The 20604-nt window shown below is 70.0% G+C and carries 26 protein-coding genes; 15 read left to right on the top strand and 11 right to left on the bottom strand.

The window, feature by feature from the left end; genetic code table 11:
- Positions 1 to 190: 190 nt before the first annotated feature.
- The gene (locus tag AB0I88_RS22545) at positions 191 to 1363 is read right to left on the bottom strand and encodes an arginine deiminase (protein WP_361027680.1); all 1173 of its coding nucleotides are present in this window, start codon (positions 1361 to 1363) and stop codon (positions 191 to 193) included.
- 263 nt (positions 1364 to 1626) lie between these two features.
- Between AB0I88_RS22545 and AB0I88_RS22540 the strand changes: the two genes are divergently transcribed.
- The 5 genes from AB0I88_RS22540 to pheA all read left to right on the top strand — a co-directional run bounded on the left by AB0I88_RS22540 (position 1627) and on the right by pheA (position 4928).
- Positions 1627 to 2367 (top strand): hypothetical protein, encoded by a 741-nt coding sequence (locus tag AB0I88_RS22540; protein WP_361027677.1) that lies wholly within the window; start codon positions 1627 to 1629, stop codon positions 2365 to 2367.
- A gap of 74 nt (positions 2368 to 2441) precedes the next feature.
- Complete coding sequence (locus AB0I88_RS22535; protein WP_361027674.1) at positions 2442 to 2903, top strand: hypothetical protein; 462 nt, start codon at positions 2442 to 2444, stop codon at positions 2901 to 2903.
- A gap of 83 nt (positions 2904 to 2986) precedes the next feature.
- On the top strand, positions 2987 to 3373 hold the full coding sequence (locus tag AB0I88_RS22530; protein ID WP_361027671.1) for an ACT domain-containing protein: 387 nt from the start codon (positions 2987 to 2989) through the stop codon (positions 3371 to 3373).
- A gap of 24 nt (positions 3374 to 3397) precedes the next feature.
- Positions 3398 to 3985 (top strand): hypothetical protein, encoded by a 588-nt coding sequence (locus tag AB0I88_RS22525; protein WP_361027668.1) that lies wholly within the window; start codon positions 3398 to 3400, stop codon positions 3983 to 3985.
- 13 nt (positions 3986 to 3998) lie between these two features.
- Positions 3999 to 4928, top strand: a complete 930-nt coding sequence (pheA, locus tag AB0I88_RS22520; RefSeq protein ID WP_361027665.1) for a prephenate dehydratase — start codon at positions 3999 to 4001, stop codon at positions 4926 to 4928.
- 1 nt (position 4929) lies between these two features.
- Here the strand turns inward: pheA and AB0I88_RS22515 are convergent, their stop codons facing one another.
- The 3 genes from AB0I88_RS22515 to AB0I88_RS22505 form a co-directional block, all read right to left on the bottom strand.
- A complete protein-coding gene (locus AB0I88_RS22515) occupies positions 4930 to 5667 on the bottom strand; it encodes an AIM24 family protein (RefSeq protein WP_361027662.1) in 738 nt (245 codons plus the stop codon).
- A gap of 30 nt (positions 5668 to 5697) precedes the next feature.
- Positions 5698 to 6039, bottom strand: coding sequence for a metallopeptidase family protein (locus tag AB0I88_RS22510; protein WP_361027855.1), 342 nt, complete (start codon positions 6037 to 6039; stop codon positions 5698 to 5700).
- Between the two features lie 67 nt (positions 6040 to 6106).
- Positions 6107 to 6535, bottom strand: a complete 429-nt coding sequence (locus AB0I88_RS22505; RefSeq protein ID WP_361027659.1) for an OsmC family protein — start codon at positions 6533 to 6535, stop codon at positions 6107 to 6109.
- 64 nt (positions 6536 to 6599) lie between these two features.
- On the opposite strand from AB0I88_RS22505, the gene AB0I88_RS22500 reads away from it, so the two are divergent.
- The 4 genes from AB0I88_RS22500 (at position 6600) to AB0I88_RS22485 (ending at position 10302) form a co-directional block, all read left to right on the top strand.
- Complete coding sequence (locus AB0I88_RS22500) at positions 6600 to 7268, top strand: hypothetical protein (protein WP_361027656.1); 669 nt, start codon at positions 6600 to 6602, stop codon at positions 7266 to 7268.
- 55 nt (positions 7269 to 7323) lie between these two features.
- Entirely contained in the window at positions 7324 to 8577 is a 1254-nt protein-coding gene (serS, locus tag AB0I88_RS22495; protein WP_361027653.1) for a serine--tRNA ligase, read from the top strand.
- A gap of 118 nt (positions 8578 to 8695) precedes the next feature.
- Positions 8696 to 9508, top strand: a complete 813-nt coding sequence (locus AB0I88_RS22490; RefSeq protein ID WP_361027650.1) for an HAD family hydrolase — start codon at positions 8696 to 8698, stop codon at positions 9506 to 9508.
- Positions 9508 to 10302 (top strand): HAD family hydrolase, encoded by a 795-nt coding sequence (locus tag AB0I88_RS22485; RefSeq protein ID WP_361027647.1) that lies wholly within the window; start codon positions 9508 to 9510, stop codon positions 10300 to 10302. The genes AB0I88_RS22490 and AB0I88_RS22485 overlap by 1 nt, the downstream gene beginning before the upstream one ends.
- 340 nt (positions 10303 to 10642) lie before the next feature.
- Here AB0I88_RS22485 and AB0I88_RS22480 read toward each other — a convergent pair whose 3' ends face one another.
- Both AB0I88_RS22480 and ddaH read right to left on the bottom strand, forming a co-directional pair.
- Positions 10643 to 11212, bottom strand: coding sequence for a bacterial proteasome activator family protein (locus AB0I88_RS22480; RefSeq protein WP_361027644.1), 570 nt, complete (start codon positions 11210 to 11212; stop codon positions 10643 to 10645).
- Positions 11213 to 11243: 31 nt separating this feature from the next.
- On the bottom strand, positions 11244 to 12074 hold the full coding sequence (gene ddaH, locus AB0I88_RS22475; RefSeq protein ID WP_361027641.1) for a dimethylargininase: 831 nt from the start codon (positions 12072 to 12074) through the stop codon (positions 11244 to 11246).
- 68 nt (positions 12075 to 12142) lie between these two features.
- Between ddaH and AB0I88_RS22470 the strand changes: the two genes are divergently transcribed.
- Positions 12143 to 12595 (top strand): Lrp/AsnC family transcriptional regulator, encoded by a 453-nt coding sequence (locus tag AB0I88_RS22470; protein ID WP_361027637.1) that lies wholly within the window; start codon positions 12143 to 12145, stop codon positions 12593 to 12595.
- Here AB0I88_RS22470 and AB0I88_RS22465 read toward each other — a convergent pair.
- The 3 genes from AB0I88_RS22465 to AB0I88_RS22455 all read right to left on the bottom strand — a co-directional run bounded on the left by AB0I88_RS22465 (position 12590) and on the right by AB0I88_RS22455 (position 14703).
- The gene (locus tag AB0I88_RS22465; protein WP_361027634.1) at positions 12590 to 13672 is read right to left on the bottom strand and encodes a hypothetical protein; all 1083 of its coding nucleotides are present in this window, start codon (positions 13670 to 13672) and stop codon (positions 12590 to 12592) included. The genes AB0I88_RS22470 and AB0I88_RS22465 overlap by 6 nt on opposite strands.
- 59 nt (positions 13673 to 13731) lie before the next feature.
- Positions 13732 to 13971 carry a DUF6457 domain-containing protein gene (locus tag AB0I88_RS22460; protein ID WP_361027631.1) on the bottom strand — a complete coding sequence of 80 codons (240 nt, stop codon included), beginning with the start codon at positions 13969 to 13971 and terminating at the stop codon, positions 13732 to 13734.
- A 150-nt stretch (positions 13972 to 14121) separates the two neighbouring features.
- Positions 14122 to 14703: an NTP transferase domain-containing protein gene (locus AB0I88_RS22455; RefSeq protein WP_361027852.1), complete on the bottom strand. Its 582-nt coding sequence runs from the start codon at positions 14701 to 14703 to the stop codon at positions 14122 to 14124.
- 100 nt (positions 14704 to 14803) lie between these two features.
- Here AB0I88_RS22455 and fdhD point away from each other — a divergent pair, with 100 nt between their 5' ends.
- On the top strand, positions 14804 to 15631 hold the full coding sequence (gene fdhD, locus AB0I88_RS22450) for a formate dehydrogenase accessory sulfurtransferase FdhD (protein WP_361027628.1): 828 nt from the start codon (positions 14804 to 14806) through the stop codon (positions 15629 to 15631).
- 39 nt (positions 15632 to 15670) lie between these two features.
- On the opposite strand, the gene AB0I88_RS22445 is transcribed toward fdhD, so the two are convergent.
- Together AB0I88_RS22445 and AB0I88_RS22440 are read right to left on the bottom strand one after the other, a co-directional pair.
- Positions 15671 to 16630: a DUF4192 domain-containing protein gene (locus tag AB0I88_RS22445; protein ID WP_361027624.1), complete on the bottom strand. Its 960-nt coding sequence runs from the start codon at positions 16628 to 16630 to the stop codon at positions 15671 to 15673.
- A gap of 90 nt (positions 16631 to 16720) precedes the next feature.
- Positions 16721 to 17224, bottom strand: a complete 504-nt coding sequence (locus tag AB0I88_RS22440) for a GNAT family N-acetyltransferase (RefSeq protein ID WP_361027621.1) — start codon at positions 17222 to 17224, stop codon at positions 16721 to 16723.
- A gap of 56 nt (positions 17225 to 17280) precedes the next feature.
- Here AB0I88_RS22440 and AB0I88_RS22435 point away from each other — a divergent pair, with 56 nt between their 5' ends.
- The 4 genes from AB0I88_RS22435 to AB0I88_RS22420 all read left to right on the top strand — a co-directional run bounded on the left by AB0I88_RS22435 (position 17281) and on the right by AB0I88_RS22420 (position 20220).
- Positions 17281 to 18150, top strand: coding sequence for a fructosamine kinase family protein (locus tag AB0I88_RS22435; protein ID WP_361027619.1), 870 nt, complete (start codon positions 17281 to 17283; stop codon positions 18148 to 18150).
- A gap of 154 nt (positions 18151 to 18304) precedes the next feature.
- The gene (gene moaA, locus AB0I88_RS22430) at positions 18305 to 19312 is read left to right on the top strand and encodes a GTP 3',8-cyclase MoaA (RefSeq protein ID WP_361027616.1); all 1008 of its coding nucleotides are present in this window, start codon (positions 18305 to 18307) and stop codon (positions 19310 to 19312) included.
- 4 nt (positions 19313 to 19316) lie between these two features.
- A complete protein-coding gene (locus AB0I88_RS22425) occupies positions 19317 to 19559 on the top strand; it encodes a MoaD/ThiS family protein (protein ID WP_361027613.1) in 243 nt (80 codons plus the stop codon).
- Positions 19560 to 19761: 202 nt separating this feature from the next.
- Positions 19762 to 20220: a hypothetical protein gene (locus AB0I88_RS22420; RefSeq protein ID WP_361027610.1), complete on the top strand. Its 459-nt coding sequence runs from the start codon at positions 19762 to 19764 to the stop codon at positions 20218 to 20220.
- The last annotated feature ends 384 nt before the right edge of the window (positions 20221 to 20604 follow it).

The raw sequence follows: 20604 nt of genomic DNA, 5'->3' as shown, positions 1-20604 counted from the left end.
GTTGATTTCGGGTGCGTACCGCACCCGAAATCAACACGCGGGTTTTGGGAGCGCAACCGCTCACGCACGTCGCGCGGTGTGGCTCGCGTTCTGGACGCGTCAGCGGCCTGCGAGACGCGCCGGGCCCTCGGCGGGAGCGACGGTCCGTACCCACCACCCCGCTACGACCTCCAGCTCTTGATCTTGATCTTCAGAGCGGGTCCCGTTCGATGGGGCAGCTCATGCATCGGGGGCCGCCGCGGCCGGAGCCGAGTTCGCTGCCTCTGATCCGGACCACTTCGATGCCGGCCCGTTCGAGCTGGGCGTTGGTCTCGACGTTGCGTTCGTAGGCGACGCAGAGCCGCGGCGCGATGGCCAGGGTGTTGTTGCCGTCGTCCCACTGTTCACGCTCGGCGGTGACCGGGTCGAGCCCGGTGTCGATCACCCGTAGTCGTTCGATGCCCATCGCCTCGGCGGCCGCTTCCAGGAACGGGCGGGGCGCACCGACCTTCTGCTCGGTGACGGTCCAGGCTTGCAGGGTGTGGGCGATGTTGGGGTACATCACCACGGCGTCGATGTCCACCATGGTGCAGACGGTGTCCAGGTGCATGGTGGCGCGCTCCTGGGCGATCGGGACTGCCAGCACGGTGTGCGCGAGGCCGGCGGCGATGACCCGCTGGGCGAGGCGTTCGGCGCCGGCCGGGGTGGTCCGCTCGCCGACGCCGATGGCCAGCACCCGTGGCGCGAGCATCAGCACGTCGCCACCCTCGAGGTGTTCCAGCGACGGGTCGAAGAGGAGCCCGGTCCCGGCGAACCGCGGATGATGCCGGTAGATGGCGTGAGTGAGGGTGGTCTCCCGGCGGCGGGCGCGCATGGCGAGGCTGGTGACCGCAACCCGGTCGCGCACCCAGACCGACGAGTCGCGGGTGAACAGCAGGTTGGGCAGCGGGTCGATGACGAACTCGTACCGGTCCATCATCTCGTAGACCAGACCGCCGCCACCGGACTTGATCTCCTCGTGCGCGAGCCCCGCGACGAGCACCTCGGCCAGCCGGGCCGGCTCCTGATCGGCCAGATAGTCGGCGACCGTGGCACGCAGCGCGTCGCCGAGCCGGCGGTCGGAGAGCACGCCGGCGGTCAGCTCGGCGCGGGCCTCCGGCAGGGTCAGAGTCTCGGCGATCAGGTCACCCAGATAGAGGACCTCGACTCCACGGCTGCGCAGAGCCTTCGCGAAGGCGTCGTGCTCCTCCTGGGCACGGCTCACCCACGGGATGCCATCGAAGAGCAGCGAGTCGTTGTTGCGCGGGGTCAGCCTCGCCAGTTCCGATCCCGGGCGATGAAGCAGTACGGTACGGAGGCGACTGACTTCACTGTCGACGTACACATGGCCGACGTTAGCCCGTACCGAGCGCTATCGGGCAGTGACGTTGTGACTAGATCTTGGGACAGTCATGCATCCGGCCGGGCAGAGGGATAGCTTGGGAAGGTGCGACGATGCACCATGCGAAAGAAGACGTTGTCGTGAATATGTCATTCATCCACACTCATTCCCTTTCTTTCCCACCCCGTCACCCTGTTCCGTAGGGGTACGAGCACGTACGGTAGTTGGAAAAGAGAGCCCGACTGACCTTTTGCCGGAGGTCTGCAGTGACTGTCTTCCCCGCCCGCCCCGCGCTGCCCATGTCGTCCCAAACCCTCGCCCCCGTCGACCGGAGCCATCCGACCTCCTTCTTGGAGGACACACAACGGATGACCACCCCGGCCGAGTGGGCCCGCCGTCGCCGCGCCGAGCGTGGTGCCCGCCGCATCGAGGCCGCCGGAGCGCGTGCGCTCACCCGCCTCGACCGCCTCGGGCCCAACTGGCACATCGTCGACTGGCCGCGGACCGACCTGACCAACGCGTACTACGAACCGAACCCGGCCGACGAGCGTGCCGGGTTCCTCGCCATCGGTCCCGGTGGCGTCTACGCCGTCACGGTGGCCGACCACGGCCGCTCCCGTGTGCTGATCGCCGGTGACGTGGTCCAGATCAACGGGAAGCGCCCGGAGTACGTTGCCGAGGCCCGTCGGGACGCACGCCGCGCCGCCAAGGCGATCTCCGCCGTCGTGGGTCTCAACGTCCCGGTCACGCCCGTGCTGACGTTCGTCGGCTCCGGTGTGATCAGCGTCCACGGCCTGCCGAAGGACTGTCTGGTCTCCACCGACAAGGAGCTCGACCGCCTCCTCATCGCCGGTGGCGGAAAGATCTCCCCGGCCACCGCGTCCAAGCTCACCGCTGTCGCCCAGCATCCGGGCACCTGGGCGAACGCGCCGTGGCGCCCGAACCATGACTACTCTTCGTACAGCAACGGACAGACGGCCGCTGACAAGCGGCTGAGCCGCCGGTAACGTTCCCTGCGACGCCGTCGCTGACCGACGTTCCCGCGCCGGTCAGCGACGTCCACAGGAGCGAGGAGGAGCCGGTGGCGCATGTTGAGCTCTCCCTCTCGGGAGCGTTCGTACCGCAGGCCCGCACGCCGTCCGAGGCTGAGTTCATCACCGGCGTCGAGCGCTGGACGATGACGGTCGCGGTGGCTGACGAGCCGTGCCTGGTGATCGACGCCGACGGCTCGATACTCGCGGTGTCGCCGTCCTGCAGCGAGCTTCTCGGCCTGGGCAAGCCGGCCGAGGCCATCGGTCAGCGGCTCAGCGCCGCGCTGCACCTCATCGACTTCACGGCCGGCGGTGGCCGGCTGGTGGAGCCCGAGGCGGACAACATTCCGCCGCTGCTGGCGCTGCGCAGCGAGCGGCTGGCCCGGGGCCTGATGCGGGTCGTGCCGGGTGACGGCGAGGCCGCGCTCACCGTCGACGCCATCTCGACACCTCTGCAGGCGGGTGACCGGATCGGGGGGACTCTGACCTTCCTGTCCCCGGTGCGGTACTGAAATCCTGTTCGCCCATGCCGGTGTGGTGTTCATTGCACTTGGCGGGCATTGGACGTTACAGATCCGCAACGTAGTCTGCGAACATGCTCGATCTAGACCTGTTACCGGGTGAATACGCGGTGTGTCGGCTTCCCGCCGGCTCCACCCTGCCCCCCTCGCTCACCGCGGGTCCGGACGACAAGAGCGTCATCTCGGTGACCTGGGGAGTCGACGAGCTCTCGGTGATCTGCCCCAACGACCGGGTGCCAGCGGACGCGATCGCCGACACGGCCTGGCGCTGCCTGCGGGTGGCCGACCTCAACCTGGCCATGACCGGGGTGCTGGCATCGCTGGTCGGGCCGCTGGCCGAGGCTCGGGTCAACATCGTCACCTTCTCGACGTACGACACGGATTATCTGCTGGTTCCCACCGTCCGGCTGACCGAGGCGATCAACACGCTCACCACCGCGGGCCATCGGATCGCCAGCTGACCCCTCGCCTCTTACCATGAGCGCGTGTCCCCCCGCACAGGTCCTCTTCCCCTGGTGGTGGGAGCGCTACTGCTGAGCGCCGCCTGCGGCGCCCCGCCCGAGGCGCTGCCCACCAGCCCTCCCCTGCCCCGGTCGAGCGCCAGCCTGCCGGCAGGCGGCCCGGTGCCGGCCGCACCGCTCACCCTGCCCACACAGACGACGTTTCCGGCGTACACACCGCCGACCCCGATCTACACGACGACACCGATCTACACGACGACACCGCCGCGGACCACCGTGCCGACGACCGTCACGTCCAGCCCGAGCCCGACGCCGTCGCACGCGCCCCGGTGCACCGGCGAACCGACCGCCGCGCAGCTCGTCACACTGCTCAAGAACAGCCCGGCCGTGCCGGACAAGAATCTGACGGTCACCGACGGGCCGTACTGCGCGGGCACGTGGAGTTTCGCCACCGTACGCCTCACCGGCGCCGAGTCCGCCGAGCCACTGTCGGTCGTCACCACCGGCAAGGGCGCGACCCTCACGCTCGTCACGGCCGGCACCGATGTGTGCAATCCGCGGGTCAGGGCGGAGGCTTCGGCCGGCATCCGGGTGCTGGCCTGTGGTGGGTGACTAGACTTTCGGGATGCCTGCCCGTTTCGCATACCTCGGCCCGGAGGGCACCTTCACCGAGGCCGCCCTGCGTACCATCCCTGCCGCTGAGCAGGGGGAGCGCACCCCGGCCCGGAGCGTGCCGGAGGCGCTCGAGGCGGTCCGCAGCGGCGAGGCGGACGCGGCCCTCGTGCCTTTGGAGAATTCGGTCGGCGGGGCGATCCCGGTCACCCTCGACGAGCTGATCACCGGCAGCCCGCTGATGATCACGCGGGAGGTGCTGCTGCCGGTCGAGTTCGTGCTCGGAGCGCGCACGGCGGCGCCGCTCGCCGCGATCCGGTCGATCGCCGCGCACCCGCAGGCCTCCGCCCAGTGCCGGCGCTGGCTCCAGGCGAACGTTCCGGACGCCGTCGTCGTCGACGTGCTGTCCAACGCCGCGGCCGCGATCAGTGCGGCCACCGGCGAGTTCGACGCGGCCATCTGCGCCCCCATCGGCGTCGGCCGCAACGGGCTCACCGTGCTGGCCGAGAAGATCGCCGACCGGGCCGAGGCGGTCACCCGCTTCGCGCTGCTCACCCGGCCCGGCCGCCCGGCCGACCCGACCGGGGACGACGTCACCTCGCTGGCCGTGTCGATCCGCCACGACCAGGTGGGCGCCCTGCTCGCGGTGCTCACCGAGCTGGCGGTCCGGGGCATCAACCTGTCCCGGATCGAGTCGCGGCCGACCGGCGAGCAACTGGGGACCTACGTCTTCTTCCTGGACTGCACCGGCCACGTGGCCGAGCCACGTCTCGGCGAGGCGCTGCAGGGTCTGCGCCGGATCTGTGCCGAGGTTCGTTTCCTCGGCAGTTACCCGAAACATCGCCTGCAGCCGGAAGCGCCCGTGGCGGCGCCGCCCGGCCTCTCCGACGACGATTTCGCCGGCTCGGCGGCGTGGCTGGAGCGGCTGCGCTCCGGCAGCTGACTCAGTCGTCGAACAGATCGCCCAGGATGCTGCCGCCGGAGCTCTTCTTTCCGCCGCCCACACCGGCGAGGCCGCCCGGCGGCTCCTCGGACGGCTGGACGATGACGAAGCCCTGACCGGCGAAGCTCATGGTGAACCGCTCACCCGTGGTCCGCCCGAGCAGCGTGCCCAGGCCCAACTGCTCGGCCCGGTGGTAACCGGTCTGCAGGCTGGCAGACCAGGCGATCGCGGCCTGCGGATCGACGTAGGTGGGTTGGTCGACGTTGAGCACCACGGGAGTTCCCTTGGTGGTGACCGCGATCCGGCCGTGACCGGAGAAGACACAGTTGAACAGGCCGGCGTTGGACATCATGCCGGCGCCGCTGACCATCTTGATGTCGTACTGGAGGGTCGAGTCGAAGGCCAGAACGTTCGCCCCGTTGATGGACAGGGCGTCACCCGGCTCCAGGTCGATCAGGTGGATGTCGGCGGCGTTGTCGGCGAGGAAGACGTCGCCCTGGCCACGGACCCGCATGAGCGGGACACCCTCACCGGTCAGCTTCTGCTTGAGAAACTTGCCGAGCCCACCCGAGCCGAGCGCCTCGAAGGTCACCCGGCCCTGGTACGCGACCATCGAGCCGGTCCGGGCGAGGAACTCACCGTTCAGCTCGGCCTTCAGAAGCTTCGAGTTCTGCAACCGGAGTCCCGGCTCGACGTGTTCCTTCTCCAGGTTCTCGGCGGAGAACAGTTCGCTGCGCATGGGCTCAGGGTAGGCCGCCCGATCAACCGATCAGCCCCAACCCAGCTCATGTAGCCGCTGGTCATCGATGCCGAAGTGGTGGGCGATCTCGTGCACCACGGTGATCGCGACCTCGTCGATCACGTCCTGCTCGGTGTCGCACACCTTGAGGGTGGGCAGCCGGAAGATGGTGATCCGATCGGGCAGCGAGCCGCCGTAATCCCAGCCACGCTCGGTCAGGGCGACACCCTCGTAGACCCCGAGCAGATCATCGCCGCCGCCCGGCGGAAGATCCTCCACCAGGAAGACCACGTTGTTCATCAACGACATCAACTCGACGGGCACCTCGTCGAGGGCCTCGCCTACCAACTCCTCGAAGCGTTCTGGACTCATGTCGACCGGCACGAGCCCATTGTGCCCGGGTTTCCGGCGCGACCGGTGCACGGCCGCGCCGGAAGCCTCAGGACAGCTTGGCGACCAGGCTGATCTCGGCGCCCGGGCTGAGCAGGCGCGAGATCGGGCAATTCTCCTTGGCGCCCTGGGCCAGTTCCTGGAACTTGGCGTCGTCGATCCCCGGGACGTCGCCGACCGTCTCCAGGTCGATGCGGGAGACGCCGAAACCGGCGTCGGTCTTGTCCAGGTGCACCTTGGCGACGGTCTCCACCGAGGTGGGCGTGAAGCCCGCGTCGGCGAGACCCTTCGAGAAGGCCATCGAGAAGCAGCCGGCGTGCGCGGCAGCGATCAGCTCCTCGGGGTTGGTCCCCTCGCCCTCCTCGAAACGCGACTTGAAGGAGTAGGCGCCCTGCAGGCCCCCCTTACCGGTCTTGACAGTGCCGGAACCCTCGGTGAGGTTCCCTTCCCAGCGGGCAGAAGAAGAACGAATAGGCATGACCCCGACGCTAGCCGATATCCCGCCCGTCGGTCCGCAGACTGGGCGGGTCATGATGGTTCACATGTCGCAGGATCTTCCGGCAGATTCGGTCATCTCGTTCGGCGCCCCCCGGCGGCGCGGCTTCCTCCGTGACCTTGGCACAGACCACCGATTGCCGGTGCTGACCGCGGCGCTCGCCGGGGTGGCGGCCTTCGGGTCGCTGATCTCCGAGTGGCAGATCACGGACATGAGATCCATCTCCACCGGCAACGCCGCGGTGCCCACCGCCCGGGTCGTACCCACCGGGCTGGTCGAGCTGGGGGTGTTCGGCACCGGCTACCTGGCCGGGCTGTTCCTGCTGGTGATCGCAGTCGTGCTGACCCTCTTCGGACCGTCCGAGAGCCGGCGGTACGCCCAGCTCACCGGCCTCGCCGCCGGTGGTCTGCTGCTCGCCGTGCTGGTGGCGCTGATTCCGGTGATCGGCGACACCAGCCTGCTCTTCCCGAAGTACTTCACCGTCGAACTGGCCAACGAGCAGCTCATGGTGACGCCCGGCCGCGGCCTGTGGTGCGCGTTCGCCGCGGTGGCTCTGGCGATGGCCGCACTTCGGCTGCCCGAGCGCCGCAGGCGTGAGATCACCGAACCGGCTCCGGCGGAGACCCACGACGGCGAGTCGCTCGAACTGAGCATCGCGCCGGCCGAGCCGTTCGCCGCGTACCCCGGCGAGCTGGATCAGCCGCACCGATCGTGACACCGGGGGATATCCGGGTGATGAACGGACCTGGACGCCGGTACGCTCGACAACCGTGATTGACCTGCGTCTGCTTCGTGACGACCCCGACCTGATCCGCGCGAGCCAGCGGCTGCGCGGTGAGTCCACCGAGCTCGTGGACGACCTGCTGCGTGCCGACGAGGAGCGCCGAGCCGCCACCCAGCGGTTCGAGACGGTCCGGGCGGAGCAGAAGTCCATCGGCAAGGAGGTCGCCAAGGCCTCCGGGGACGAGCGGGCCGCCCTGCTCACCCGGACCAAGGAGCTGGCCGCCGAGGTGAAGGCCGCCGAGGCCGCCGCCGGTGAGGCCGAGCAGGCGCTGCGCCGGGCCCACCTCGCCGTGCCGAACGTGGTGCGGGACGCCCCACCCGGCGGCGAGGACGACTTCGTCGTGCTGCGCGAGGTCGGCGACAAGCCGGAGATCGCCGACCCGAAGGACCACCTCGAGATCGGTGAGCGCCTGCGGGCCATCGACACCGAGCGCGGGGCGAAGGTGTCGGGCTCTCGGTTCTACTTCCTCACCGGGGTGGGCGCGCTGCTCCAGCTCGGCATGCTCCAGCTGGCCATGCAGCAGGCGGTGGAGCACGGTTTCACGCCGTCGATCACGCCGACCCTGGTCCGGCCGGAGTCGATGGAGGGCACCGGATTCCTGGGCGCGCACGCCGGCGAGGTCTACCGGCTGGAGGCCGACGACCTGTACCTGGTGGGTACCTCGGAGGTGGCGCTCGCGGCGTACCACTCGAACGAGATCATCGACCTGAGCGGTGGGCCGTCGCGGTTCGCCGGCTGGTCGTCGTGCTACCGGCGGGAGGCCGGTTCGCACGGCAAGGACGTGCGCGGCATTCTGCGGGTCCACCAGTTCGACAAGGTGGAGATGTTCTCGTTCTGCCGCCCGGAGGAGGCCGAGGCCGAGCACCTGCGGCTGCTCGCCATGGAGGAGGAGATGCTCGCCAAGGTCGAGATCCCGTACCGGGTGATCGACGTGGCGGCCGGTGACCTCGGGTCGAGCGCGGTCCGCAAGTTCGACTGCGAGGCCTGGGTGCCGTCGCAGGGCCGCTACCGGGAGGTCACCTCGACCTCGAACTGCACCACCTTCCAGGCCCGGCGGCTCAACATCCGCTACCGGGACGCGGACGGCAAGCCGCAGACCGCCGCCACGCTCAACGGGACGCTCGCCACCACCCGGTGGCTCATCCCGATCCTGGAGAACCACCAGCAGCCGGACGGGTCGGTGCGGGTGCCCAAGGCGTTGCAGCCGTTCCTCGGCCGCGAGGTCCTCGAACCCCGGTAGAAGACCGTAAAGATCCCGCAATCGATCGGCTACCAGTTGTCATAGCAGCTGGTAGCCGATCAGGTGTACCGTTCTCCTTCCGCCCTCCGCGGGGGTTCGCCGACCCTCGGAGGTTCCGATGCTCAAGCCTGGGCTCCCCAAGCTGATCGCCACTGACCTGGACGGCACCCTGGTCCGCAATGACGACACCGTCTCGGCGTTCACACACGAGGTTCTCGACCGGGTCCGCTCCGCCGGCATCCGGATCGTCGCCGCCACCGGCCGCGGCCCCCGCCTCACCTCACTCACCCGAAACGACATCCGCGTCGCCGACTACCTGGTGCTCGCCCAAGGCGGTTGGGTGCTCGACCTGGCGGACACCCGCTATCTGCGTCAGGCCCGGATGCCCGGCCCGGCGCTCGGTCAGGTCCTCGGCGCGCTGGAGTCGGTGGCCGGGCCGCTGTCGGTGATGTTCGAGGCGCTGGAGCACGACGAGTCCCCGCTCTGGGGCGACTACGACCCCACCTGGCGATATCCGGTCACCGTGGAGTCCCGGCCACGCTCCGAGTGCCTCGACGGCGAGGTGATCAAGGCGTTCGCCCGGTCGTTCACACTGGGCGTCGACGAGTTGCTCGCGGTGGCCCACCGGGTCGTGCCGCCGGACCTGGCGACCGTCACCCAGGCCGGCCTCGACTACGTGGAGATCTGCCCACCCGACGTCGACAAGGGCACCGGCCTGTCGGTGGTGGCCGAGTCCGTCGGGGTGGATCCGTCGGACGTGCTCGTCTTCGGCGACATGCCCAACGATCTGCCGATGTTCGCGTGGGCCGGCTGGGGGCGGGTGGCCGTGGCGAACGCTCATCCGTCGCTCCTGGCCGCCGCCGACGATGTGACGCTCACCAATGACGAGGACGGCGTCGCGACATACCTGGACCGGCTATTGTCCAGGTGATGGCAGACTTCCGGCTCGTCGCCACCGACATCGACGGCACCCTGATCACCAGCGACCGCAGCCTGTCCCCGGGCACCCTGGAGGTGCTGGAGCGGATCCCGGTCCCGGTGATCCTCGTCACCGGCCGCCCACTGCGCTGGCTCGACCAGCTCTACGACCAGCTGTCGGCGCCGCTGCCCGCCGTCTGCGCGAACGGCGCGGTCATCTACGACCCGCACACCGACGAGGTGCTGCGCGCCGACCCGCTGCCCGTCGACCTGCTGCTCGACGTCACGAAACGGCTGCGCGACGCCGTTCCCGACGTCTCCCTGGCTGTCGAAATCGACGACGGCCGCGCCTTCCTGCACGAGGAGACGTGGACCATCCGCTGGGAGCACGACCACCGGGTCCGGGTGATCGCCCATCCCGAGGAGCTGACCGCCATCCCGGCCGTGAAACTGCTGGCCCGCTCCGCCACCGCCGACCCCGACGACTTCCTGGAGCTGGTCAGCCGCACCCTCGGTGAGCGTGCCGAGGCGACCCGATCGTCCTCGTCGGCGCTCGTGGAGATCTCCGCGGCAGGCGTCACCAAGGCGGCCGGGCTGGCATGGCTCTGCGAACGGCACGGCATCACCGCCGACCAGGTCGTCGCCTTCGGTGACATGCCCAACGACATTCCGCTGCTCAGCTGGGCGGGCCGGGGTGTCGCCGTCGGCAACGCGCATCCCGCGCTGCGCGCGATCGCCGACGAGATCACGGGCACCAACAATGAGGACGGCGTCGCACGCTATCTGCGGACCCTCTTCAACCTTTGAGGGGTACGAGGTTCGCCGTCCCCGGCGAACCCGGGCCGTTCCGCCCGTTCCGCGTGTTCCCGATCGGGCGCGCAATGTGTGCGTGCACCGGACGGGAAGGCCCGCGGCTGATCGGTGTGCGTCATCGACCAGCAGGTTCAGCGCTGTTCCTGGGCGCCTCAGACGGCTGTCGGGCGGGAGCCGGGGGTGTGGTGGGTGAGGGGGCAGGGGCTTGCGAGGCCGGCCCACCACTCACGCCCGGAACGCGCGGCATGGCCTGGAGTCGCACGGGGGCCGCGCGGGCCATTCGGGACTATCCGAATTTTGCGGAACGAGCGACCCCGTACGATATAGCGGTTTTTTAGAGGTATTGGCCGGTGCGGCCGTGGACATTCTCCTGGCCTGGGGCGGCGGCGCCCGGGATGAGACCGCCCATCGGCAGGGCCGGGCGCCCCGGGACGCCACCGCGCATCTGCTCGAGTTGCAGGCGGGCAGCCATCTGCTGGGCGACGAGGGCGGCCTGGATGCCGTGGAAGAGGCCCTCCAGCCAGCCGACCAGCTGGGCCTGGGCGATGCGCAACTCGGCCTCGCTGGGCGGCGTGTCGCCTTCGAACGGCAGGGAGAGGCGCTCCAGCTCCTCGCGGAGCTCGGGGGCGAGGCCGTCCTCGAGCTCGGCGATCGACCGCTGGTGGATCTCCCGCAGCCGGCCACGGCTGGCCTCGTCGAGCGGAGCCGCCCGCACCTCCTCGAGCAGCTGCTTGATCATGCTGCCGATCCGCATGACCTTCGCGGGCTGCTCGATGAGGTTGCCCGGCTCCTCGGGCGTGAGCGAGCCGTCCGACTCGACCGTGCCCATCGGGCGGCCGTCGGGGCCCACGACGATGACGGAGCCGTCTTCCTTGTGCTCTGTGGTGCGGGTGTCGTCGGTCATGCGCCCATCTTCGCTCACCGGTTCGCGATCGTCAGGGGCGCAGTTCGGCAACCGCGCACTTGATGCTGCCGCCACCGCGCTTGAGCTCGGAGAGATCCACGTGGACGGGCAGATAACCGGCGTCGCGGACCTTGTGACCCATCGCCACGGCCTCGGTGTTGAGAATCACGTGCCGGCCGTCGCTGACCAGATTGAGGCCGAACGCCTCGGCATCGGCCCGGTCGGCGATCACCGCATCCGGGAAGAGCTGGCGCAGCACCCGCTGGGACGCCTCGGAGAAGGCGCCGGGGTAGTAGGTGACGTGCCGGTCGTCGAGGGCGGCGAGAGCGGTGTCCAGGTGGTAGAAGGCCGGGTCGACCAGCTTGAGGGAGATCACCGGGCGGCCCAGCGCCTCCTGCGCCTCGGCGTGCGCGGCCGGGTCGGTGCGGAAGCCGTAGCCGGCCAGGACGATGCCGCCGTACGCCGCGGGAAGGTACGCGAAGTCGCCCTCACCCTCGTTGACATGCTCCGGGGCGATGAAGTTCCAGCCTTCGTTCGCAAGGTAGAACGCCTGATGCGCGACGGCCTCGGCGGAGCGTTGCGGATGCCGGAAGCGGGCGCCGTAGACCGTTCCGTCGACGGAGAACGCGCCGTTCGCGGAGTAGACCATGTCGGGCAGGCCGGGCTCCGGGTCGAGCACGTGCACGACGTGGCCCAGGTCGGCGAGGGTGTTACGGAGCTGGTCCCACTGTTTGACGGCGAGACGGGTGTCCACCGCGACGGTGGTGTCCATCCAGGGGTTGATGGCGTACTCGACCGTGAAATGTTCCGGCGGACACATAAGGTATGTCCTGTTTCGCGGCAAGCGCTCCATGTGGCTCATGAGGTTCAAGGGTAGGTAGGCTCGGTTGCAGCAAACAGCCGTAAATCTTGCTTCTCGGAGGCGAATCGTTGCAGATGGACGCCGTCGACCAGCGAATCATTGCGCTTCTCGTGGCGGACGCGCGGTCTTCGTACGCTGAGATAGGTGCGAAGGTCTCCCTGTCGGCTCCCGCCGTGAAGAGGCGCGTCGATCGATTACGCGCCGACGGGGTCATCAAGGGATTCACCGCCGTCATCGAACCGTCCGCCGTGGGCTGGACCACCGAGGCGTTCGTCGAGCTCTTCTGCACCGGGCGGACCACCCCGGCCCAGATAACCGTGGCCACCCGGCGGCACCCGGAGGTGGTCGGCGCCTACACGGTCTCCGGGCAGGCGGACGCGCTGGTGCACCTGCGGGCGGCCGACATCGGGCACCTCGAGCAGGCACTGGAGCGGCTCCGGGCCGAACCGTTCGTGACCTCGACCCGGAGCATGGTGGTGCTGTCGCGGCTGGTGGAGACACCGACCGCGGTGCCGCTATAGATACATGCCCGGCCGGTGCTCGTCATCGATCTTGCCGGCCGCCGGCTTGTCGCCCTCGCCGAAGAACCGTTTCCCGCCGAACTCGCCGTGCAGCCGGTCATCCAGCTCGTCGGCGAGACCCGTCATCACCTGCACCGCCAGCATCAGATGAATCGCCTGAAAGTTGCGGCCGAAGACCGGGATCGACGCCCAGACGGTGTCCTGCGCGCAGTAGAGGCGGCCGATCGGCATCCGGTTGGTCAGCTCGGACAGCTTCACGTAAAGCTGCTCGGTCGGCTCGACCTCGGTGAGGATCGGAGAGAAGACGTCGACCAGAGGCGGATTGTCGCGGACCCGGACGAAGACCATCGCCGAGCCGGCCCGGATGCCGATGTCGCCGTCGGCGTCGACCTGAAGCTGGTCGATGGTGGTCTTCGACATGGTGGCGACGACCGTGCGAACCCGCTCCTCCAGCGGCACCACGTCGCCGGTCACCCCCGCCAAGGCGGCGTCCAGAGCCGCCTCGTCGTCGAGATCGTCGAGGCTCAGCCCCGCTTCGATGCTCGGCTCGTGGCGGGCGGTGCCGAGCGGGGTGGACTCGATCGGCTCGTCCTCCTCGTCATGCACCAGATAGACCAGGAAGGCGGGGTGCGGAGCGCCGTGCACGTCGCGCAGCGTGCGGGTGACCACGGTGGCGAACTGCGCCGCCTTGTCCTGTGCCGAGCGCAAACCGAACGAGTCACCGGAGCCCGGCAGCACACCCGGCGGCGACCAGCCGAGAGCGACCAGGTCGGCGACCGCGGCCCGATCCATCCGGAACTCCTGCGGGAGTGCGGCGTTGCCGACCGCGAGCGCCTCGACGACGCCCTCCGGCAGCACCCGGATGCTGACCGAGTAGACGGCCGTGCCGGTGCCCGAAGCGGTCGGATCGAGAGTCAGGTCGATGTGCGCCCCCGGCTGGAGGGTCGGCAGCAGACCGGCCAGCGCGCCGGCGAACTCCCGCCAAGCCTGGGTGACCTTCGCCTTCAGGTCAGCCGTGGTCGGCTCGTCGAGCAACCCGCCTTCATACGCCTCGCCCGCGGCGCCTTCTGCCGTCATGATCGCACCTCCGTTCCCGTCACCCTATCGAGCGAACCGGGTCCAGCGTGGACCGCCTCTTATTTGCCGGGAGAGGCTCGTCGCAGGGCCAGCGCGCTGATCTTCGCGGCCGCCTCGGCGGGGTCTGCGCCGCCCGCCACAGCAAGCCCGAGAAGGTACGCGGAGACCGGCGCCCCCGGACGGAGAACGTTGTGCGCCACATCGCGGGCCACGTCCAGCACCTGCTTCGCCGGCACGTCGACATCGCCGAGCCCGAGCTCGGCCACCACCTCGGCAACCCAGTGATCAAGCTCGCTCACGCCGTCACCTCCGCTTCGCTCCGGCGCCGCCATGAGTTCAACCCTGAGCTGACCGATTCGCTCGCAAGCTCGCTCACGCCGTCACCTCCGCTTCGCTCCGGCGCCGCCATGAGTTCAACCCTGAGCTGACCGATTCGCTCGCAAGCTCGCTCATTGGGCCCACTCCTCCGCGGTGCGCAGGTCGTCGTCGGTGTCGCAGTCGAACCAGGGGGGTGGGCCGGGCCGGCGCCACGACACCTCGGCCACCCGGGAGTGCTCCAGCAGCGCCCGCACCGGGGCTCCGTGCAGTCCGCCCCGGGCCTGGGCCACCCGCTCCAGGGCGGCGCGCAGCCCGGCGGTGCGCCACACACCGCACAGCAGTTGCAGGTGCCCGTCGGTGTCCCGGTAGACCGCGCCCTCCATCGGCGCCGACTCCAGGGTCAGCCGCAGCACGTCGACCGCCTCGCCGGTCAGCAGCGGCAGGTCGGCGGCGAGCAGGGCGGTGAAGGTGACCTGTGACGGCACCAGGGCGAGCCCCGCCGCGGCGGCCGCGACCGGCCCACCACCGGGCGGTTCCTCCCGTGTGACGTGCACCGAAACCGGGAAGTCCGGCGGTATCCGGCCGACCACCACGCGGGGGTCGGCGTCGTGCACCGCCGCCAGCACCCGGGTGAGCATCGACTGGCCGGCGACCGCGATGGCCGGTTTGTCGGCACCGCCCATCCGCCGTGCCGCACCACCGGCCAAGACCACCGCCGCGAATCCCCCCACGTGAGTACCGTATCCCGACCACGTGCCGGACGTGACCACGCGCTCGGTTCGACGCCTTCGGGGGAACCCGTATGCTCCCGCCATGGCCAGGAGTACGGCGCGCCGCACGGTGGTGGCCATCGATGTCGGCGTGTCGCCCGCCGCCCGGAGCCGTCAGGACCATCTGGCGGCCGAGGAGCCGCTGGAGATCCGGGTGCGGAAACGGCCTCTCGCGGTGACCATGCGCACCCCCGGCCACGACATCGATCTGGCGATGGGTTTCCTGCTCAGCGAGGGTGTGATCGGCCGGGCGCCCGATGTCACGACGGCTCAGCTGTGCGCCGGCGCGGACACGCCGAACACGTACAACGTGGTGGACGTGACGCTCGATCCGAGCGTGCCGCCGCCGGTCACCGATCCGAGCCGCAACTTCTACACGACCAGCTCCTGCGGGGTCTGCGGTAAGGCCAGCATCGACGCGGTACGCGTGAAGTCGCACTTCGACGTGGCCGCCGACCCGATGCGGATCCCGGCCCGGGTGCTGGCCGGCGTCCCGGAGAAGCTGCGGGCCGCCCAGCGCGCTTTCGACCGCACCGGTGGCCTGCACGCCGCGGGCCTGTTCACCGCCGAGGGTGAGCTGGTGGTGCTGCGTGAGGACGTGGGCCGGCACAACGCGGTCGACAAGGTGCTCGGCTGGGCGCTGCGCGATGGCCGGCTGCCGTTGACCGGACATGTGCTGCTGGTCTCCGGGCGGGCCAGTTTCGAGCTGACTCAGAAGGCGTGGATGGCCGGGCTGCCGATGCTGGCCGCGGTGTCGGCGCCGAGCACGCTCGCGGTGGAGCTGGCCGACGATGCCGGGATGACGCTTGTCGGCTTTCTTCGCGAACAGCGGATGAACGTCTACTCGGCTCCGCATCGCGTCACTCTCTGACCAGCCCCGGTCTCGCGCGACGTCGTGGGCGCGCACCGGTCAGCCGTCACGGCGGCTCATCGCCCCGGGGGGAATGCCGGCGCCCAGGATCTCGAACAGCATCCGGGCGAGCTGGTGGCCGGGCTCCGCGCGCAGGGCCCGGTCCACGGCCGCCCGGGCCAGCGGCCCCCAGCCCATCCGCCAGGCGGCGAATCCGAGCAGGCAGGCCGGGCCCGGCACATAGGCCGGCTCGACCCGCCGCACCACGTCGGTCCAGAGCCGGACCCGCCAATGGTGGGCGGAGGTGCGGTCCAGTGCGTAGTCCTCCACCACCCGGTCCGTCAGCAGCGCTCCGAGCCAGGCCACCTCGTCGTCGGTCAACGCCGCGCCGGACCGGTACCGCTTCTCGGCCTCCCGCACCGCCAGACGCCCGGCGCGGCGGATCCGGCGGACGTCGTTCAGCAGGCCGGGAAAACGGCTCCGGGCACGCTCGGTGGCCGCCACCATGCCCTCCCGGGCCGGGCCCTGCACCGCCGCCACCTGGGCGATCAGGTCCTCCCGGCTGGGCAGGGCCACCTGACCGAGATAGGTGGCCTCGGCCGCGATCACACTGTCCGGCGGCAGGCAGGCGCTTCCCTCCGGCGGACAGCAGCCCGGGTCCTCGCACAGATACGACCACCAGCGGCCGCCGTCGACCCGGAGCACGTCGTCGATCCGGACACCGGCGGCCCGCAGCGCCTCGGTCACGTGCAACGCGATCGGGGTGACCCGCCGCGGCGGCCCGTAGCCGACGATCACCACCGCATCGGCGCGCTGCCGGGCCACCGCCCCGGCCACGTCGCGGGCGGCCTCCTCACCACGATCCGGCGGCGGCAGATCGAAGCACGCGCCGAAGTCGAGGTCACGGCCGTGCAGGCCGATCAGGGCGATGCTGTCGTGCGGGTGGTAGCCCAGCAGGTACGGCAGGAGCGCGAGGAGCTCGGCGGGGGTCCGGACGACGAGGGGGCAATCGGCTGTCATGCCGGGCAGCGTGCTCGCATTCGGCGGCCCGTGGGATGCCCTGTGGACGACACGCCGGCTCGTCCACAGGCGGCCGGCGGAAAGGCCCAGCTAGGAGCGGAACGGCAACTCGTGGAGTTGCAGACCCTCCTGCTGCCAGGGGTGGGTGTGCCGGTCCAGGTCCATGGTCAGTTCGATCGACGAGACCACGTCGTACCCGGCGGCGTGCAGGCTGCGGATCGCGTCCACGTTGCGGGACTCCGGCGAGATCGTCAGCGCGGACATGTTGCGGCGTTTCGCCTCACTCGCGACGTGGTGCAGCAGTCGGCGGCCGACACCCTTGTGCCGGTGGGTGATCGTCACGACGACCGGGTCCACCTCGCCGGCCCGCCCGCGCATGATCAGGCCGACCATCCCGATCACTCCGTCGTCGGCGTGGTCGGCCACCCACAAGCCGGAGAGGTCCAGCCTGGTCAGGTACTCCTCGAAGCCGGCGCCGCCGTCGTCGCGGTGTTCCCCGTACATCTCGTTGTGCTGCCTGGTGAGCTCGGTCCACAGGCGCCTGCCGGCGGAGTGGTCACTCGGACGGTACGAGCGCACGACGACAGGGGTCATGACGCCATCTTGCCTCCGAATGAAGGCTTACGTCACCGGAAGCGCAAGATAGGCGGGTGGACCTGGCGTATCTGCGTGCGCACCCTGAGCACCTACCGACATTTCTTCTCCATCAGCGGATTCGTGAGACACCGGTCGGCGGCGGCGTCTCCCGTCTCACCCTCGACGACGGAACGTCCCTGTTCGCGAAGTCGCGGCCGTCCGGGTCGGCGCCCGACGGCATGTTCGCGGCCGAGGCGGCCGGACTGGCCTGGCTGCGCGCTTCCGGGACGGTCCCGGTGCCGGAGGTCGTGGCCGCCCTGCCCGGCATGCTCGCCACCGAATGGGTTCAGCCGGGCGAACCGACCCGCCAGGCGGCGGAGGAGTTCGGCCGCTCGCTCGCCCTTCTGCATCGCAGCGGCGCCGACTCATTCGGCGCTCCCTGGCCCGGCTACATCGGGCCGCTGCCACTCGACAACACCCCCGACACCGGCACATGGGCGTCCTGGTTCGCGACCCGGCGCCTGCTTCCCTACCTCAGAACCTCCGCCGACCGCGGCTCGCTCTCCGAATCCGACGTCACCCTCGTCGAGCGGATCCTCAAAACCCTCGAGGAGTACGCCGTGAGCGAACCGCCCGCACGAATCCACGGCGACCTGTGGCCGGGCAACCTGCTGTGGGCCGCCGACGGCCGCGCCTGGCTCGTCGACCCGGCGGCGCACGGCGGCCACCGGGAGACCGACCTGGCCACTCTGTCGCTGTTCGGCGGGGTTCCGTTCCTGGACGTGATCCTGGCCGCCTACGACGCGGAGTGGCCGCTGGCGGAGGGCTGGCGGGCGCGTGTCCCGCTCCACCAACTGCATCTGCTGCTGGTGCACACCGCCGCCTTCGGCGACACCTACCAACCGGCGGTACGGGCGGCGGCCACCGCCGTGCTCCGCGCCTGACGGGCCGTCACGTTCCGTTGCGCGGTCCGAGTCCCGAAACGGAAGGGCACATTGCCCACAGGACGATATGCCTAACGGCAGGATGGCGAAGGAGACGCTAAGTTCGACAGGTGCGCATCTCCAGGAGATCAGTCGAGCCGAAGCGGCGGCGACCGTGACCGCGCTTGTCGACCGCTTCGGCCGCATTGCGACCGATCTGCGCGTCTCGCTGACCGACCGGTGCAATCTGCGCTGCACGTATTGCATGCCGGCCGAGGGCCTCGCCTGGATGCCGCAGCAGCAGCAACTCTCCGATGACGAGGTCAAGCGGCTCGTCCGGATCGCGGTCGAACGGCTCGGCGTCACCGAGGTGCGCTTCACCGGCGGCGAGCCGTTGATCCGGCGCGGGCTGGTGAACATCGTCGCCGAGGCCGCCCGGCTCGACCCGCGCCCCAAGCTGTCGGTCACCACGAACGGGATCGGCCTGGACCGGATCGCTGTTCCGCTACGTGACGCGGGCCTCGACCGGGTGAACGTCTCGCTCGACACGCTCGACGCGGACCGATTCAACACGCTCACCCTGCGCGACCGGCACTCCGATGTCCTGGCCGGGCTACGGGCCGCCGCCGACGCCGGCCTCACCCCCGTGAAGATCAATACCGTGCTGATGCGGGGCGTCAACGAGGACGAGGCGCCGACGTTGCTCCGGTTCGCCCTCGACCACGGCTATCAACTGCGCTTCATCGAGCAGATGCCACTCGACGCCCAGCACCAGTGGGACCGGCACGAGATGGTCACCGCCGAGGAGATCCTGGCCGCGCTCGAACCCTTCGATCTCCAGCCCGACGATGTTTCACGTGGAACGGCGCCTGCCGAGACGTGGCTGGTCCCGGGTTATGTCGACGCGGCCGGGGAGCCGGCCCGGGTCGGTGTGATCGCCAGCGTGACCCGGCCGTTCTGCGGCGACTGCGACCGCACCCGGCTCACCGCCGACGGTCAGGTCCGCAACTGCCTCTTCGCCACCGAGGAGAGTGACCTGCGCGGCCTGCTGCGCGGCGGCGCCTCCGACGAGGAGATCGGTCGGGCGTGGCGAACCGCCATGTGGGGCAAACGCGCCGGTCACGGCATCGACGACCCCTCCTTCCTCCAGCCCGCCCGCCCCATGTCCGCGATCGGAGGCTGACCCGGTGCTCACGGTCCGCTATTTCGCCGGCGCCCGTGCGGCCGCCAACGGCACCTCCAGCGAGACGGTCGGCGCCGCCACCCTGGACGAGCTCATCCAGACCCTGATCGACCGCCACGGTGAGCGGCTGGGCCTGGTCCTGAAGGCGGCCAGCTTCCTGGTGGACGGGCTCACCTGCCACGACCGCGCGGCCGCCCTTCCGGAGGGTGCCACGGTCGACATCCTCCCGCCTTTCGCCGGCGGCTGACCCGGCCATCGCCCCACGGCCCACGTCCGTGCTGGTCAGCGCGTTTTGTCAGACCCCTCGGGCAGCATGTGCGGCGAGACCTGATGGGGAGGTTGATGTGCGGGTTGATGTCGCAAGCCGACGACGGATGCCGGAGTCGGTTCGGGCCGTGTTTCCGGGAGCAACCGTCATCGACGCGACCTCCCGTGGGCCACAACCCTGGGTGCGGCTGAGTCCGTTCTACCCACACGGCGGGATTCCGGTCCCACTCACGCCCGGTGCGGTCAGCGCCTCGGTCGAGGGGATCTGGCAGGCGCTGAAGGTGTTCGAGACCGCTGACGTCGATCCGGGGAAGTTGGCGGTCACCTCGATGAGGGGGATCAAGCGGACGGTCCGCCGTTACGGGCCGGTGCGTGGCCATCGTGCCGGGCTGACCGGTCCGGATCTGCTGGACTATTCGACCGCACGCCGGCGGATCTACCTTCCGGCCTACCGGTGGGTACTCGAGAACCGGGTGCCCGATCTCGTCGATCGGCTGCGCGGTCTGGCCGCCACCGACGGCATCGTTCTGCTCGACTACACGACCAACGGGGATCCGGGCGACACGAGCAGCCCGCTGTCGCATGCCGCTCTGCTGGCTCGCTATCTGACCGGCCGCTGGCCGGCTCACGCCGTCTCGTGACCGGGCGACCGCCGTGCTTCGTCCGGCCACGAAGCCCGGTCCTCGACCGAAGATCGCAACCGCGTCGGCTCCGGCATGGAGTTCGTGAGGCCGGCCGACAACACTTCCGGCAACCCTTCACCGAGTGGTGCCTGTCCGAACGCCGTCGTTCCCGGAGTCTGATGCCGGGGTTGCAGCGATCTGCACTGAGTTCGTGCCAGAGCCACCGGGCTCCACCCACCGGCTGAACCGATATCTCGGACCTGTCCGTGACCAGGCTCCACCCACCGGCTGAACCGGATCTCGGGCCGGATCTCGGGCCGGATCTCGGGCCGGATCTCGGGCCGGATCTCGGGCCGGATCTCGGGCCGGATCTCGGGCCGGATCTCGGGCCGGATCTCGGGC

It is taken from the genome of Actinoplanes sp. NPDC049802 (assembly GCF_040656595.1).
In the GTDB taxonomy this organism is placed as follows: Bacteria; Actinomycetota; Actinomycetes; order Mycobacteriales; family Micromonosporaceae; genus Actinoplanes.
The sequence above is the reverse complement of the archived record's forward strand: the minus strand, read 5'-3'. Positions and strand labels throughout refer to the sequence as shown.